Below are 14,974 nucleotides of genomic sequence, written 5' to 3' on the forward strand. Positions count from 1 at the left end.
GGAAATAAAAATAGCCTAAGCATATTTTTTCACAAATACAAAGGAATTAATCTTCGGCCTTGCGGCTAATCGCTTTCATGATCGCATCCATTTCAAAACCACGATACATCAGAAAACGGATCTGCTTGGCTTTAAGCTTTGGATCTTTCGTCACTTCTGGACCATATTTTCTAAGTTTCAGTTCATAAGCCTGTTGAACCCAGTCCGTTTCTTTCAGTTCTTCACTGATCAGGGCAGTATCGATCTTTTTGCTTTTCAGCTTCATTTTAATCTGATTAGGGCCTTTGCCTTTACGCTTTTGGCTCGACAACATGATTTCAGCGACACGCTGGTCACTTTGATAGTTTTCTCTAGATAGCTCTTCAACCAAAGTGACCACTTCATTTCGATCTTCTGCATAAAGCGCCAGTTTCTCAATGAGTTCAGCTTTGGAATATTCCTTGCGAGTCAGTACAGCAAAGGCATAAGAACGCAAACGGGTGCCGGTTAGACCGGGTTTCTTTTGCTCTTTATCGGAGTTACCAAATAAGCTGTCTTCCGGATCAAATTCTGGCAAAGCCTGTGACTCAACAGGTGCAGGAGTGACTGAATCTTCAGCATCACCAAACTGCTGTTTAATCGCGTCATAGTCCAAAAGTTTGCTGAATTTTGCGTCTGACATATTGATCTCGATTAAAATATCCACTCCATAATAACAAAAACGCCCCGTAGGGCGCTCTGTTATGACGTTCAAGGATTATGCATCCAGAAAGTCTGCTGGTTCTTCTTCGTCTTTATCTTCGACTACTTTGCCTGTAGTAAGCAGTTGCTCACGGATCAGTTTTTCAATAGTATCCGCCAGCTCTTTGTGTTCTTCAAGATAACGGATGGTATTATTCTTACCTTGGCCAATCTTGTCGCCTTGATATGAATACCAAGCACCCGCTTTTTGAACGATTTCTTGCTGTACTGCAAGGTCAATCAGTTCACCAAGATGGTTAACACCTTTGCCATACAGAATCTGGAACAGAGCTTCTCTGAATGGAGGTGCCATTTTGTTTTTCACAACTTTGACTTTAGTTTCAGAACCTACAATCTCGTCGCCTTCTTTTACCTGACCAATACGGCGGATATCCAGACGTACAGAAGCGTAGAATTTAAGTGCATTACCACCAGTAGTCGTTTCTGGGCTACCGAACATTACACCAATCTTCATACGGATCTGGTTAATGAAAATCACCATACAGTTTGAACGCTTGGCATTACCGGTAATTTTACGCAGTGCCTGGCTCATCAAACGTGCTTGCAGACCCATATGTGAGTCACCCATTTCGCCTTCAATCTCGGCGCGAGGCGTCAATGCAGCAACAGAGTCGACTACGATCAGGTCAATCGCACCAGAGCGTACCAGCATGTCAGCGATTTCAAGTGCCTGTTCACCATTGTCTGGCTGAGAAACCAGCAGGTTATCAATATCTACACCGAGTTTACGGGCATATTGAGGATCAAGCGCGTGCTCGGCATCGATGAATGCACATGTACCGCCAGCTTTTTGACATTCAGCAATCGCTTGCAATGTCATTGTGGTCTTACCTGAAGATTCAGGACCATAAATCTCGATAATACGGCCTTTCGGTAAACCACCAATACCGAGTGCGATATCAAGCGTTAAAGAACCTGTAGATACAGCTTCAACTGCTTGCACGGTATTGTCACCAAGACGCATCACTGTGTTTTTACCAAACTGTTTTTCAATCTGGCTTAAGGCAGCGTTGAGCGCCTTGTTTTTATTCTCATCCATCTTACAACCTCAATACGATGTCACAAACTTAGTACTCAAGTGGATGTCTTACATTAGAGCTTCGTTCCACAGGAATATAGTGACAGAAATTTCCCTTGTGTTCTATAAAATCCAGCAGTGTTACGACACATGCTGACGCTTAAATTTAATCATCATTATATGACCAATGTTGATCAAAGTTCTGACTATTTTCATTCTTGAATCGACTGATGTCTCGACGATCTTTTTTGCTTGGCCGATGATCGGGACGCGCTAGATTATGCAACTTTCTTTGTGATGCAATCAATTCCCGGCGAGCGATACTGACTTCAGTTTCTTCATACAGTTTCTGTGCCACAGGTGCAGGACCACGAACATCAGAAAGTTCTTTTACAACTACGGTTTTTTTGTCGATACCTTGCTGAATCGTCAACTCCATACCCACACGGACTTCGCGAGATACTTTTACACGCTCACCATTATGATGGACTTTACCGCCCTCAATAGCATTCTTGGCAATGGAACGGGTTTTAAAAAAACGTGCCGCCCACAGCCATTTATCTATACGCATGCCTACCGCATCTTCGGGTAAAGACGATTTACGCATATTGCTTGTTTACCTCAGACTGATTTAAATGAGTGATTAAATCTGTTAATTGGTGCAGCATCGGGTAATTGCAAGTCTGGCGTGCAACTTTACTGGAAGAAGGTTGCTGGATGCAGAACAGGTTCTGGATGCCATAAGCCTTGGCGCCATTCAGGACTTTTTCGGTATCATCAATAAAATAGACCTGCTCAGGATCAAAGGGGTGCAAAGCATTCAGACCTTGCCAGAATTCTACAAATTCCTTGGCATGTCCAATGCTTTCCGAGCTGACAATGACATTGAAATAATCTTTGAGATTCAGATGATCCAGTTTGAAGGCCAGGCCGGCACAGTCGGCATTGGTGGCAAGCCAGATCGGATAGCCATTATTTTTAAGATAATCGAGTAATTCCAGGCAATAAGGGCGTAAGCTAACTTTATCTTTATGCTCAATTTGCATGGCCAGAACATCGACTTCGACTTTAGCCGTCCAGAAGCGAGAAGAGTACCAGTTTAGGGTATGATTATGTTGCTGATAGAATGCATAAAGCGTTTCGCGGCTCTGTTCCAGACTACAGCCATGTGTTTCAGCATAGCGGACCGGTAATAACTCGTTCCAGATGAAATCATCGTAGGCAAGATCAAGTAAAGTTCCGTCCATATCAAAAATGACAGGCGGTTTTTCTGAGCAATTCGACATATAAGGTTTTCTATGTTTAAAGCGACAATAGCACCACAAGATCCGATGATTTTGCAGTTTGTACCCATTTTGACACAGGCCTGTGAAATTTTGCGAGAAGAATATCAGCGTTATTGTTCGGGTGCTGCGTTTGATATTGTCAAGAAAAGTGATGATTCTCCTGTGACCCAGGCAGACTATCGGGTGAATAGTTATTTGACCCAGGCTTTGGCGGAAATTTCAGAATTACCTTTATTGTCAGAAGAGGGGCAGCAGGATCAGCGTCATGCCTGGACAGACTTCTGGTTGCTTGACCCTCTGGATGGCACCAAAGAGTTTCTGCACCAGCGTCCAGAATTCACGATTAACCTGAGTCTGGTCAGAGGTAGTCTGACAACTTTTGCGATTCTGGCGATTCCTGCACAGCAGCTAATTTATTTCTGTCCTGAAGAAGGCTTACCTATTAAATGCGATATTCAGAATCAGGCATGGTTTGGCTATGAAGCAGCTACCGATCATCAGGATGTCTTTGTCGGTCTGAGTCAGAGCAGTCAGCAAAAACCAAAATATGTCGAGTATCTACAAAGTCTGGCTAAACTTAGCGCGTACACCGAGTTCAAGGCAGGAAGTGCTTATAAATTCTGCATGATTCTTGAAGACCGGGTAGATATTTATCCTCGTTTCCATCCAACCTCTGAGTGGGATACCAGTGCCGGTCAATGCATGCTTGAGCGGATTGGTGGAGGGTTGATTGATCTCGAAGGCCGGCCATTCATCTATAACCAACGCAAGACCTTACTGAATGGCGGGTTTATCGCCTATAAGAATGAGGCCATGAAACTATTGGCTTTACAGGCATTGGCAGACATGCAAGACAATGATTGAGCTCATAGCCGTTCATGGTATAGTGAGGAAGATTCCGTTGATAGATCAGTTGGCAAGATTGTGGCATTAAAACTGCTTCCACTAAGTATGCTCAGTGCAATAGATTTATTGCCTGATACCAAGACACCTGTGACTCTGTTTACGCGGCATTCTCTGCGTGAAGATGTCGCTGGTCAGGGGCTGGCAGGTTATGATTTGCAGTTGACGCCGCAAGGACGTGATCTGGCACAGGAATGGGGCGCTTATCTGGTCAATCAGACAGATCGGCATATTCAGCATTGTATATCGAGTCCGATTCAGCGCTGCGTAGATACCGCAGCATTGATGATCGAAGGGGCAGATGCAACGGATAAAGCACCGCATACCCATAAGATTGAAATCGTGGAACAGGGTTTGCTAGTTGAGCCAGGCAGCTTTGTACTGGATATTCAAAAAGCAGGGCCATATTTCAAAAAGCAGGGGGCATTGGGCTTTATTAATAGCTTCGTCAACAATGCCTTGCCCGGAATGAAACATCCAATTAATGGTGTAGTGGATGTACTGGAATTGATTTATAACACTCATCCGAAAACGCCGTATGGACTCAGTCTGGCGGTCAGTCATGACACCATTCTGGCAGCGATGATTGCAGTGATGTCTGGGCATCAGGAAGTCAGCCGTGAAGACTGGCCGAAAATGATGGAAGGTCTGTTTGTCTGGTTTGAGGGCGATGTATTTGAGGAATCTAAACTAAAATGGATCTGGCGGGGCAAAGTGCATGAGCTGGATATTTCCCAATTTCAGAATGCCGAATTAAAGGTAAATAAATAATTCAAAGGCTCAATCATTTAGGTTGAGCTTTTTTACATTTATCGTATGAAAGTGAAATAGAGTAACGATGAAATATCACTATGCTGATATTTAAACCAATTTGGGAAGCATAGGAGTCATCATGAAAATAATCACAATTTTAAGTCTGGTCGTTATGCTGGGATTAACTGCCTGTCAGCGTGATACAGACAATGCGCAGCAAGATCAGACCACAACACCTCATTCTATGGATAAGGATGAATAATGTATTCTATTTTTATTTAAGTAAAAGATTTCTATAACTAGGATTGGAAAAAATTCTGGTATTTATCATTCTTTATTGTTGAATTGGTATTAAATTTCAGGCACAAAAAAAGCCCTAAAAGGGCTTCTTTTGATTTGCGATTAGTTAGAAGCTAATGCTTTAACTTGCGCGTTCAAACGGCTCTTATGACGAGCTGCTTTATTTTTATGGATGATACCTTTGTCAGCCATACGGTCGATTACTGGAACAGCTTTTTTGTAAGCTTCAGTAGCAACAGCATAGTCGCCAGCAGCAATAGCAGCTACTGTACGTTTAAGATATGTACGAACCATAGAACGCAAGCTTGCGTTGTGTTTGCGTGCTTTAACGTTTTGACGAGCACGTTTTTTTGCTTGAGCAGAGTTTGCCACTCGTGCACTCCTTGAAATAGATTGGTCTGGGCGGGCTGAAACTCAACTGAAAACCACATCAGAAGAACTATCACCAGCCCGTAAACAAGTGCCATATTTTGAGGAAACTATGGGCTTAAGTCAAGTCTTGACATGCTTTGACAACATTTTAGTTGCAGAAAAATTATAAAGAAAACGTTAGATTAGTATCTAAGCAGGGAGATCGTACAAAAAATGACTAAAACCATTACATATCCTATCGTGATTGGCGCTACAGGCTTGGTCGGAAAGACTTTGGTACAACAGCTGGTAAATGAACCAAGTTGTAAGCGTATTAGCGTCATCGTGCGTAAACATCAACCAGAATTTGAACAATGGCACAAGGTCAAACAGGTGGTCGTTGAGGACTTTTTAATGCTCAATGATCAGGATGTCAGTGGCCATACCCATGCCTTTAGCTGTCTGGGTACCACGCTAAAGAAAGCCGGCTCCAAAGAAGCTTTTTATAATACCGATTACACCATCAACGCCCATTTTGCCGAACTGGTGCAGCAAACGGATGCTCATTATCTGTTGATTAGTGCGATGGGTGCCAATTCAAAATCCAGACTGTTCTATAACCGGGTAAAGGGTGAATTAGAGGATTATATCCAGACCTTGTCTCTGGAGCGTATCAGCTTGTTCCGACCCTCTTTGTTGATTGGTGAGCGAGATCATCAGCGTTTACTGGAAGACGCGGCACAGAACCTGTTTGACAAGTTTTCGCATTTCATCCCCGATTCTTTTAAATACAAGCCAGTGACAGCAGAGCAGGTGGCTCATACTATGGTATATGCAGCGCTGAATCAGACTGTGAAATTTGAAATTTATGATAATTTAGCCATACAAAAAATGAAATGAGGGTAAAAAATCGTGTCCAGCGTACCATTTGTAACTTGTGACCTGCTTGATGATAATCCGGATAAAAACCTGCAGGTGGTCACCCCATGCCTGGATGGCAAATTCTTTAGAAGCTATGGTGCACGTAAAAGCTTTGGCGGCCAGATTGTGACCGTAAAATGCTTTGAAGATAACTCTCGCGTTAAAGAGTTATTAGCGACAGATGGTACCGGCAAGGTTCTGGTCGTAGATGGTGGCGCTTCTATGCGCTGCGCATTAATGGGTGACCTGATTGCTGAATCTGCGGTGAAAAACCACTGGAATGGTGTGATTATTTACGGCTGTGTCCGTGATGTCGATGCGATTGCTGAGCTTGATCTTGGTGTACATGCTTTGGCTTCTATTCCTCAAAAGAGCAACCGCAAGGGAATTGGTGAAGTTGATGTGCCGCTTTATTTTGGTGGCGTGACCTTTAAATCAGGTGAATACGTTTATGCCGATAACAACGGCATTATCTTGTCCAAAGAACAACTGGTGGACTAATTCCGGTTATTGAAAATATACAAAAACAAGCTATACCATGGAAGTCAGGCAGTTTAGATTGCTGCTTTCACGGTTTGAAAATAATAAAGAGGACAGACGATATGTTAGGCCATCAGATTAAAGTAGCACAGGCATTGGCATCCGCATTTCTGGAAGGTGGACGTGGTACCACTGGAACACCATTTCCGAATCAGCCTGAAAAGCCTCTCAAGCTTTATGAATATGAAGGATCGCCATTCTGTCGTCGTGTCCGTGAGGTCATGACTTTACTGAATCTCGATTATGAAGTGTATCCGTGCCCACGAGGCGGTAAACGCTTTCGTCCTGAAGTGAAACAGCAGGGTGGCAAACTTCAGTTTCCATTTTTAGTAGATGAAAATACCGGAGATAAGCTATACGAATCTCAGGATATTATTCATCACCTGTTTAAGCATTATGGCAAGACAGGTAAGACTCCAGCCAAATATTCAAATTATCCAAAAGTGCCGGTTGCTGCCATTGCAGGTACGATGGTGAATGGTCTACGTGGTGGCATGGCTAAACCGTTGTCGAAGAATAGCCCTGCGCCTGAACAGCTTCTTGAGCTGTGGGGCTTTGAAGCCAGTCCATATACCCGTATTGTCCGTGGCGTATTGTCTGAACTGGAAATCCCTTACATCTATCATAATGTGGCAAAAGAACGTTGGCAGGATCAAGGTCTGGCAAAACTGCGTTTAAAACCGGGGAAATATGAACCTTTACCGGGTGGTAAGCGTGAACAGGTCTTAAAAGTAATGGGAGATAATATTCAGGTTCCTTATCTCGTTGACCCAAATACCAATACAAAAATGTTTGAGTCCAAAGATATTGTGGGGTATTTGAAGCAGCAATATGGTCCTGAGAAGAAAAGCAAAAAATAAACTGCTCCTAATATTTGGAAGATAAAAAATTGCCATCTGAAAATAGATGGCATTTTTATGGTTTATAAATTTAAATTTTCCAAGAACAAGAACTCTGCTTTCAAAATTATTCATACTTAGAGCTACTCACAATAAAGTTAAAAAAACTCATGATTTTTCTTCTTTTTTTGTTTATATTTTAGGGTCTGTTGACACTTACTGTTCATAATTAACCCTATAACGGTAGCCATAAAAATATACAGGCTAAGGCAACAGAACTTTGATAATTTCTTTTGAGCTTGTCATATCGAGTAGCTATTCCTCTAAATTGCTTTAATCTACAAAACATATTTTCAACTAAATGCCTGATTTTATATAAATACCAGTCCATATGGTCATTGTTTGATTGGCTATTCGTTTTCTTTGGTATATTCGCTTTTGTCCCTGTTTTTCTGATCTGTTCACGCAGTGGTTCTGAATCATAGCCTTTATCTGCGCAGACCACTTTTCTCTCTTTTAAGTCTAATGTTGATATTAAATCAGGTGCAACTTTGACGTCATGTGTGGTTCCATCGGTAATCATGAAATCAACAGGATTGCCATTTGCATCAACAATCAAATGTATTTTTGAGGAGTTTCCTCCTACACTTTTAGAAATGGATTGATTCGCTATACCGGCAGAATGTTGATGAGCACGTACATGAGAGCCATCAATAAAAATCCACTCCATATCGGGGCATGAGGCTAGTAATTTGAATAATCTAAGTAACTTACCGCTGCTTGACCAACGATTAAAACGTTTGAAAATAGAGTTTGAATGACCAAAACAAGAAGGAATATCTCGCCACGGACAACCTGTCCTAATTCTATAGAGAATAGCTTCAATAAAATTGCGTAAATTTGAGTTGTGGTGAATGGATAAATTACGCAGAATAACTTTCAACTTTTGCCAGTGTTGATCTGTCAGCATGGTACGAGGCATAGCGAATAGTAAAATTGGGTTTGGCGATTTGATTTTACTACTTCGCTATTTTTTTAAGCTAAAAGTGTCAACACACCCTAATTTCAATGGGGTAATAAGAATAACGATAAGGGGTGTGCTTATGACAGCACAAGACGCCGTACTACCGGTACCTGTATTAATTGTTGAAGACGAATATGTCATTCAGTGCCGTTTAAAAAATATTTTGAAGGATCTGGGATATAGTGATGAGGTATTGCTGTTCGCCAATAATGTCAGGGAAGCCGAATATCTTCTGCAACAAGAACCGTTCTGTTTAGCACTGATTGATCTTGGACTGCCAGATGGAAATGGCATTTCCATTATTGAAAAAATACATGAGCTCGGTTCACAAACCTTAATACTAGTGGTATCTGCCTGGAGCACTCAGAATAGCTTGTTAAAAGCAATTAAGGCGGGGGCAACCGGTTATGTACTCAAGGAACGCGATGATACAGAAGTAAGTCTGGCAATTCGTAGTATTTTGCGTGGCGGTGCACCCATTGATCCTTTTATTGCACGGGAAATTCTCAAGCAGATTTCCAGTTCAGAGCCATCTTCCTCTTTGGAGCAGATCGTACTTGATCCTGAACAGGAAAGCTTGACTCAACGGGAAAAAGAAATTCTTTCATTGGTGGCACAGGGGCTCAGCAATCGTGAAATTGCTGATGAACTCTGCGTGTCACGTTATACCGTTGAAAGTCATATCAAGCATATTTACCGCAAACTCTCTGTTAGCAAGCGGACCAAAGCAGTCAGCACCGCCCGGCATTTAGGTATTCTTTAGTGCGAATGCTGTCTGTTAGCAAGATGTTTGGGCAAAGACTAAGGCTCTTCGCTCTATTAATGATAGGGAGCTGGCTGAGCCTATTCTCTTGCATCAGCTTGGCACAGAATAATTTTCAGATTAACGAGCTTTGTCAGGTGAACATTGAACAGCAACAAAAAGTTCAAGTCCCAAGTCATCTCGAAATTCCGGATGCGGGCTGGCAACCTGTGACATTACCGGATAACTGGAAAAATAACTGGCCGAAATATAATGGGGGTGCCTGGTATAAAATTCGCTGGGGTTGGTCTTGTCAGGACAATATACGTCTCGCTGAACCCATTGTTTTTGGTATTGATTATCTGAACTCTGCTGGAGCTGTTTTCCTGAATGATGATCTGCTGTGGTCGGATCAAAACCTGCAAGAGCCTTTGTCTAAAAGCTGGAATGTACCACGTTACTGGATTTTGCCCATTGCGGGCTTGAAGCAGACAGACAATGAACTGCTGATTTATGTACGAGGCTATAGTTTCCAAGGTGCAGGGCTTGGCAGAATTGAATTTCACAACATCATGGCCAATGACCAGCATTACTCAAAAAAGATCTGGGATCGCCGTACGCTCTTTCAGATCAATATGATTCTATCCGGTACGATTGGAGTCATTAGCCTGATTATCTGGCTATTCCGACGTTCAGAAACCACTTTTGGCTGGCTGGCGTTGAGTTCATTATTGTGGATTCTGTTTATCTCTAATGTATTAACCACAGAGAATTTTCCTTTTCCCTCCAGTATATGGGCCGGTAAAGCCAATCTGATTTTCTTTATCCTCTATATGCACTGTTTTTGTCTGTATCTAATTCGGTTCTTGAAGCAGAAATTTCAGCGTTTGGAGCGGGGACTTATCGGGGTGACTGCTTTATTCAGTCTATTCATCATAGCCAGTTCTTTAGATCATTTAGAAGCAGTGCTCAGTGTTGCTTTTGTCTGCTATGTGCTGCTTTATATTAGTTGTGTCATCTATGTTAGCTACTGGGCAATTAAAACTCGAAATGGCGAATATCTGTTTCTGATGCTTTGTCTGTGGGGAATTTTGCTGTGTGTCATTATAGATCTGATCATTCTGGGTCAAACGGCGGTTAGTGAATTCTCACCTTTATCACCTTATACATCACCGATTATTATCCTGTTTGTCGTGCTAATTATGGGGACACGACTGAATCGTAATATTAAAAAAATCGAAAAATTTAATACGCAGCTGGAATCCAAAGTACGGCAAGTCAGTGCAGATCTAAATAAAAGCCTGAGTGATCAGCATAAACTGGAACTGGATAATGTGCGTTTGCAGGAACGGATTAATCTTTCACATGAACTGCATGATGGACTGGGTGGTTCGATTGTACGTTCCATGATTCTGGTGGATCAAAGCACCGAAAACATTTCCAATCGACAGTTTTTATCTATGCTGAAGCTGCTTAGGGATGACCTGCGTCAAATCATCGATAGCGGTTCTTCTATTGACAATAAAGTGCCTGAAACGCCAGTGATCTGGATTGCGCCAGTACGGTACCGCTTTACCCAGTTGTTGGAAGAAATGGATATTGCCGTAGAATGGTCATTTCCTAAAGTCTGGCAGCGTGAACCTACGGCTTTGCAATGTCTGACCCTGATTCGTGTGGTAGAAGAAAGCTTGACCAATATTATCAAGCATAGTCAGGCCACAAAAGTGAGTGTGAGTATGGAATATACACAACCACATCAATTGACTTTAAAAATTCAGGACAATGGGGTTGGTTTTAATCCAGAGATGGTGCAGAAAAACGGCATGAGTATTGGTATGCGTAGTATGAAAATGCGCATTGAACGTATGGGTGGAATGCTGGATATTCAGTCTGCGAAAGGTAATACCTGCGTACACGTGGTGATGGAACTCTATCAGCCTTAATCATCTCAAAATTATCCAGACATAAAAAAGGAGGACCATATGATCCTCCTTTTTTTATAGATTTAAATGACCAAGATATAAAAACTTACTCTTCTTCAGCCGGTGGCACTAGCATCAGTACAGAATCATTCAATAGCTCAGCAACATCCTCCAGCATATCTTCGTCAGCGAAATCTTCATCCAGTAAGACACGCTCACCATCAGCAATCTGCTTCAGTTTTGCGGTAAATGCTTCAGAAATACAGATTCCTTCACCATTGGCCCAGAACAAGGTTTCACCGTCTTCTTTTGTATAGAGCAGGCGTGAAGCGGGTTCGAGCATCAGGCTATAGCCTTGATCAAGTGCTTCTTCCAGATCGCCTGTACCAATTTCTTCGGCTTCTGGGATATTCTCTTCATATTTTGGTTCTGACATCAGGCTCATGATGGCGTCTTCAAGCACATTGGAGTTATGCAACTGCTCCATAATTTTGCCTTTCAGATATTCAAGTTCATTGCCTGTGACTTCACCCGCAGCACTAATTTGATCACGAATAATGTCAGTCAATGGATTGCGTAAGACTTCATTTTCCGAAAATTTATCGCCTACACGGTCCATCATGTCACTGACATTTGGCATACGGAAACCAAAAGAGAAAGTCAGACAGTCATCTTCTGCTACGCCGTAATGAGACAGACCGGGTGGAACATACAGCAAATCACCGGGTGCAAGAACTTCATCAAAATGCACATCCATTTCTGGCAATAATTTTAATGGCTGTCCCGGTACAAGTTCGGTCTCGGCATCACACATTTGCCCCAGTTGCCAGCGGCGATGACCATAGCCTTGAACCAGAAAAACATCATAAAAGTCGAAATGTTGACCGACTGAACCGCCTTGAGGCGCATAAGACACCATGATGTCATCACGACGCCATTGAGGGATAAAGGCAAATTTTTTCCAGAGTTCAGACAGATCGAAAGAATAGTGATCCACAGCCTGAACCAGTAAAGTCCAGAGCTTAGGCATCTTCTGGAAATCAGCTTTTAATAAAGGAGATGTCTTTACCGACCACTGATTTGGATCACGATCTTTCTGCTTGATCAGACGTGCAGTGACATTTTCTTCAAGTGCCAGCTCCATCACATCATCAGGTTCTAGCAGGCCTGCGATTTCAGGCATGGCATTACGTACCAGCAGCGGTTTTTTCTGCCAGTATTCGGCAAGGAATTGTTCAGCGGTAATACCGCCTAAAACGTCTAGAGATAGGGACATAAATAAAGCCTAAAATAAAGGAGATTAAGGAACTAAAATCTTTAGCTCACGCAGAATATTGCATAGCTGAATCATCGGCATACCCATCAGGGTAGTTTGATCCTGCCCAATCATGGTTTCAAACAGGCTAATACCTAGGCTTTCACATTTAAAACTACCGGCACAATGCAGGGGCTGTTCGATCTCTACATAACGCTCAATTTCTGCTTGAGATAATTTACGGAATTTGACTTTATAGTGTTCCACCAGCGTACGTTCAAAACCGGTTGATTTCTGCTGAACGCTGAGCGCCGTACTGAAATACACAATCTTGTCCGAATTGGCCTGCAGCTGGCGAATGGCCTTTTCTATTGTTAAAGGCTTACCCATAAAGATATCTGGTGCGCCTTCACGCCAGGCTACCTGATCAGAACCAATTACAATCGCATCAGGATGTAGCTCAGCGACATGACGAGCTTTTTCAAAAGCTAGGCGTTTAGCTAATTCATCCGCATGATTTTCACCTTGGGGTGATTCATCTATGTCCGGGACGACCGATACGTAATCAAGACGTAGACGGTTCATCAGTTCTTTACGGGTCTGGCTTGAAGAAGCCAAGATGATTTTTGCGGTATTCATTAGACAGCGTATTCTTCTAAAATATGGAGAGGAACATAAGCAAGGACAGCTTTGTGACAGGCTTGCAGCTTGATCGGTGGTGCTTGTCCAGCTTCATAAGCTTCTACCCAGCGTGTGACGCAGATACACCAGAAATCACCAGGTTGCAGTCCAGGAAATCCCAGTTCTGGTAACGGTGTAATCAGGTCATTGCCCACTTTCTGGGAAAAATTCAGAAATTCAGACGTCATCTGTGCACAGACAGTGTGCTGTCCCAGATCGGTAGGTGCGGTATGGCAAAAGCCATTACGGAAATACCCAGTAATGGGATCAAAACAACAGCTTGCCAAAGGCTCGCCCAGAACATTGAGACGGTTAAGATTAGGATCAGGATGTATCGACATAGGTACTGAATCTGGAAGAAGCTTTTTTCTATCATAACAAAACTTTGGCATTCATAATGTTTTCTGCAAAAGATGCTAACCTTTTTCTGCATAATCATTTAAAATCGCCTCGTTTTTAATATCTATAAAGAGAGCTCTACAATGAACTTTCAGCGTATGACTGACCTTGACCTGACGGGTAAACGTGTTCTGATCCGTGAAGATTTAAATGTACCGGTTAAAAATGGTGTAATCACTAGCGATGCGCGTCTACGTGCTGCATTACCAACAATTAAAGCTGCAGTAGAAAAGGGCGCGGCTGTCATGGTGTATTCTCACCTTGGTCGTCCAGTTGAAAGTGAGCCGAAGGCTGAACAGTCTCTTGCACCTGTAGCAGCTTATCTGACTGAAGCATTGGGTCAGGAAGTAAAACTTTTCACAGACTATCTAAATGGTGTTGAAGTTCAGCCGGGTCAAGTAGTTTTACTGGAAAATTGCCGTTTCAACATAGGTGAAAAGAAAAATAATCCTGAACTTGCAGCAAAATATGCAGCCCTTTGTGACGTATTCGTGATGGATGCGTTCGGTACTGCACACCGTGCAGAAGCATCAACTGAAGGTGTCGCTCGTTTAGCTAAAGTAGCAGCAGCAGGTCCTTTATTGGCGGCTGAACTGGATGCATTAGGTCGTGCATTGAAAACACCTGAAAAACCAATGGTTGCGATCGTTGCGGGTTCCAAGGTTTCAACTAAATTAGACGTATTGACTTCACTTTCTGATATCTGTGATCAATTGATCGTAGGTGGTGGTATCGCGAATACTTTCCTTGCAGCTGCTGGCTACAATGTAGGTAAATCACTGTGTGAAAGTGATTTGATCGACACAGCTAAAGCAATTGCAGCAAAAGTTTCTGTTCCGCTTCCAACGGACGTTGTGGTTGCTGATGCATCTGAAATCAACTTTGATGACTTCCTAGGTTCATTGGCTGCTGCTAAAGCGGTTGTGAAAAAAGTTGAAGATGTTGCTGACAACGATATGATCCTTGATGTAGGTCCAGAAACTGCAAAAGCATTTGCTGAAATTTTGAAAACGTCTAAAACGATTCTTTGGAATGGTCCAGTGGGCGTATTTGAAGTCGATCAATTCGGTGAAGGCACGAAAACTCTATCGTTAGCGATTGCTGAATCGGAAGGTTTCTCGATTGCAGGTGGTGGTGACACGCTTGCTGCGATTGATAAATACGACGTTGCTGACAAAATTGGCTATATCTCTACAGGTGGCGGTGCATTCCTTGAATTTGTCGAAGGCAAAACCCTTCCTGCAGTTGCGGTACTCCTAGAACGCGCTTAATTGCATGTTTTAGCCTAAAAAAGCTGGC

18 protein-coding genes are annotated in these 14,974 nt (G+C 42.6%); 9 read left to right on the forward strand and 9 right to left on the reverse strand.

The features are described 5' to 3' along the window. Positions 1-46: 46 nt before the first annotated feature. The 4 genes from ACEWB7_RS05490 to ACEWB7_RS05505 all read right to left on the reverse strand — a co-directional run bounded on the left by ACEWB7_RS05490 (position 47) and on the right by ACEWB7_RS05505 (position 3,045). Positions 47-661, reverse strand: coding sequence for a regulatory protein RecX (locus tag ACEWB7_RS05490; RefSeq protein WP_312317050.1), 615 nt, complete (start codon positions 659-661; stop codon positions 47-49). A gap of 75 nt (positions 662-736) precedes the next feature. Next, entirely contained in the window at positions 737-1,780 is a 1,044-nt protein-coding gene (gene recA / locus ACEWB7_RS05495; protein WP_004786150.1) for a recombinase RecA, read from the reverse strand. Positions 1,781-1,925: 145 nt separating this feature from the next. Continuing rightward, on the reverse strand, positions 1,926-2,366 hold the full coding sequence (locus tag ACEWB7_RS05500; RefSeq protein ID WP_004786147.1) for an RNA-binding S4 domain-containing protein: 441 nt from the start codon (positions 2,364-2,366) through the stop codon (positions 1,926-1,928). Further along, entirely contained in the window at positions 2,359-3,045 is a 687-nt protein-coding gene (locus ACEWB7_RS05505; protein ID WP_004786146.1) for an HAD hydrolase-like protein, read from the reverse strand. Before ACEWB7_RS05505 ends, ACEWB7_RS05500 begins: the two co-directional genes overlap by 8 nt. Positions 3,046-3,057: 12 nt before the next feature. Here ACEWB7_RS05505 and ACEWB7_RS05510 point away from each other — a divergent pair, with 12 nt between their 5' ends. The 3 genes from ACEWB7_RS05510 (at position 3,058) to ACEWB7_RS05520 (ending at position 4,963) form a co-directional block, all read left to right on the forward strand. Continuing rightward, positions 3,058-3,909 carry a 3'(2'),5'-bisphosphate nucleotidase CysQ gene (locus ACEWB7_RS05510; protein WP_411580482.1) on the forward strand — a complete coding sequence of 284 codons (852 nt, stop codon included), beginning with the start codon at positions 3,058-3,060 and terminating at the stop codon, positions 3,907-3,909. Positions 3,910-3,969: 60 nt separating this feature from the next. Further along, complete coding sequence (locus tag ACEWB7_RS05515) at positions 3,970-4,719, forward strand: histidine phosphatase family protein (RefSeq protein ID WP_312317054.1); 750 nt, start codon at positions 3,970-3,972, stop codon at positions 4,717-4,719. 121 nt (positions 4,720-4,840) lie between these two features. Then, on the forward strand, positions 4,841-4,963 hold the full coding sequence (locus ACEWB7_RS05520) for a hypothetical protein (RefSeq protein ID WP_004786141.1): 123 nt from the start codon (positions 4,841-4,843) through the stop codon (positions 4,961-4,963). 140 nt (positions 4,964-5,103) lie between these two features. On the opposite strand, the gene rpsT is transcribed toward ACEWB7_RS05520, so the two are convergent. Then, the gene (gene rpsT, locus ACEWB7_RS05525) at positions 5,104-5,373 is read right to left on the reverse strand and encodes a 30S ribosomal protein S20 (protein ID WP_004786139.1); all 270 of its coding nucleotides are present in this window, start codon (positions 5,371-5,373) and stop codon (positions 5,104-5,106) included. A gap of 213 nt (positions 5,374-5,586) precedes the next feature. On the opposite strand from rpsT, the gene ACEWB7_RS05530 reads away from it, so the two are divergent. From ACEWB7_RS05530 to ACEWB7_RS05540, 3 genes are all read left to right on the forward strand, one after another. Next, positions 5,587-6,252 (forward strand): NAD-dependent epimerase/dehydratase family protein, encoded by a 666-nt coding sequence (locus ACEWB7_RS05530; protein WP_034702612.1) that lies wholly within the window; start codon positions 5,587-5,589, stop codon positions 6,250-6,252. Between the two features lie 12 nt (positions 6,253-6,264). Continuing rightward, positions 6,265-6,774 (forward strand): ribonuclease E activity regulator RraA, encoded by a 510-nt coding sequence (rraA, locus tag ACEWB7_RS05535; RefSeq protein ID WP_104426194.1) that lies wholly within the window; start codon positions 6,265-6,267, stop codon positions 6,772-6,774. Positions 6,775-6,875: 101 nt separating this feature from the next. After that, entirely contained in the window at positions 6,876-7,673 is a 798-nt protein-coding gene (locus tag ACEWB7_RS05540; protein WP_312317057.1) for a glutathione S-transferase N-terminal domain-containing protein, read from the forward strand. A 214-nt stretch (positions 7,674-7,887) separates the two neighbouring features. Here the strand turns inward: ACEWB7_RS05540 and ACEWB7_RS05545 are convergent, their stop codons facing one another. Further along, complete coding sequence (locus ACEWB7_RS05545; protein ID WP_411580483.1) at positions 7,888-8,634, reverse strand: IS5-like element ISAba31 family transposase; 747 nt, start codon at positions 8,632-8,634, stop codon at positions 7,888-7,890. Between the two features lie 121 nt (positions 8,635-8,755). Between ACEWB7_RS05545 and ACEWB7_RS05550 the strand changes: the two genes are divergently transcribed. Together ACEWB7_RS05550 and ACEWB7_RS05555 are read left to right on the forward strand one after the other, a co-directional pair. After that, on the forward strand, positions 8,756-9,439 hold the full coding sequence (locus ACEWB7_RS05550) for a response regulator transcription factor (protein ID WP_312318181.1): 684 nt from the start codon (positions 8,756-8,758) through the stop codon (positions 9,437-9,439). 59 nt (positions 9,440-9,498) lie between these two features. Continuing rightward, entirely contained in the window at positions 9,499-11,361 is a 1,863-nt protein-coding gene (locus tag ACEWB7_RS05555) for an ATP-binding protein (protein ID WP_312318183.1), read from the forward strand. A gap of 85 nt (positions 11,362-11,446) precedes the next feature. Here ACEWB7_RS05555 and ACEWB7_RS05560 read toward each other — a convergent pair whose 3' ends face one another. Genes ACEWB7_RS05560 through ACEWB7_RS05570 form a run of 3 tightly spaced genes read right to left on the reverse strand, consistent with a single transcriptional unit; the run spans position 11,447 to position 13,617 of the window. Then, positions 11,447-12,616: a cupin domain-containing protein gene (locus tag ACEWB7_RS05560; RefSeq protein ID WP_312318185.1), complete on the reverse strand. Its 1,170-nt coding sequence runs from the start codon at positions 12,614-12,616 to the stop codon at positions 11,447-11,449. A 24-nt stretch (positions 12,617-12,640) separates the two neighbouring features. Next, on the reverse strand, positions 12,641-13,234 hold the full coding sequence (locus ACEWB7_RS05565; RefSeq protein WP_214001307.1) for a Maf family protein: 594 nt from the start codon (positions 13,232-13,234) through the stop codon (positions 12,641-12,643). Then, a complete protein-coding gene (locus tag ACEWB7_RS05570) occupies positions 13,234-13,617 on the reverse strand; it encodes a DUF2237 family protein (protein WP_034170328.1) in 384 nt (127 codons plus the stop codon). The genes ACEWB7_RS05565 and ACEWB7_RS05570 overlap by 1 nt, the downstream gene beginning before the upstream one ends. Positions 13,618-13,758: 141 nt before the next feature. On the opposite strand from ACEWB7_RS05570, the gene ACEWB7_RS05575 reads away from it, so the two are divergent. After that, entirely contained in the window at positions 13,759-14,946 is a 1,188-nt protein-coding gene (locus ACEWB7_RS05575) for a phosphoglycerate kinase (RefSeq protein WP_411580484.1), read from the forward strand. Positions 14,947-14,974: the final 28 nt, after the last annotated feature.

The organism is Acinetobacter sp. NIOH-H-8 (genome assembly GCF_046635365.1).
Classification (GTDB): Bacteria; Pseudomonadota; Gammaproteobacteria; order Pseudomonadales; family Moraxellaceae; genus Acinetobacter.

Coding starts and splice junctions, on each gene's coding strand:
- ACEWB7_RS05490 (WP_312317050.1), bottom strand. CDS start 661: ATGTCAGACGCAAAATTCAGCAAACTTTTGGACTATGACGCGATTAAA.
- recA (WP_004786150.1), bottom strand. CDS start 1,780: ATGGATGAGAATAAAAACAAGGCGCTCAACGCTGCCTTAAGCCAGATT.
- ACEWB7_RS05500 (WP_004786147.1), bottom strand. CDS start 2,366: ATGCGTAAATCGTCTTTACCCGAAGATGCGGTAGGCATGCGTATAGAT.
- ACEWB7_RS05505 (WP_004786146.1), bottom strand. CDS start 3,045: ATGTCGAATTGCTCAGAAAAACCGCCTGTCATTTTTGATATGGACGGA.
- ACEWB7_RS05510 (WP_411580482.1), top strand. CDS start 3,058: ATGTTTAAAGCGACAATAGCACCACAAGATCCGATGATTTTGCAGTTT.
- ACEWB7_RS05520 (WP_004786141.1), top strand. CDS start 4,841: ATGAAAATAATCACAATTTTAAGTCTGGTCGTTATGCTGGGATTAACT.
- ACEWB7_RS05530 (WP_034702612.1), top strand. CDS start 5,587: ATGACTAAAACCATTACATATCCTATCGTGATTGGCGCTACAGGCTTG.
- ACEWB7_RS05540 (WP_312317057.1), top strand. CDS start 6,876: ATGTTAGGCCATCAGATTAAAGTAGCACAGGCATTGGCATCCGCATTT.
- ACEWB7_RS05545 (WP_411580483.1), bottom strand. CDS start 8,634: ATGCCTCGTACCATGCTGACAGATCAACACTGGCAAAAGTTGAAAGTT.
- ACEWB7_RS05550 (WP_312318181.1), top strand. CDS start 8,756: ATGACAGCACAAGACGCCGTACTACCGGTACCTGTATTAATTGTTGAA.
- ACEWB7_RS05555 (WP_312318183.1), top strand. CDS start 9,499: ATGATAGGGAGCTGGCTGAGCCTATTCTCTTGCATCAGCTTGGCACAG.
- ACEWB7_RS05560 (WP_312318185.1), bottom strand. CDS start 12,616: ATGTCCCTATCTCTAGACGTTTTAGGCGGTATTACCGCTGAACAATTC.
- ACEWB7_RS05565 (WP_214001307.1), bottom strand. CDS start 13,234: ATGAATACCGCAAAAATCATCTTGGCTTCTTCAAGCCAGACCCGTAAA.
- ACEWB7_RS05570 (WP_034170328.1), bottom strand. CDS start 13,617: ATGTCGATACATCCTGATCCTAATCTTAACCGTCTCAATGTTCTGGGC.
- ACEWB7_RS05575 (WP_411580484.1), top strand. CDS start 13,759: ATGAACTTTCAGCGTATGACTGACCTTGACCTGACGGGTAAACGTGTT.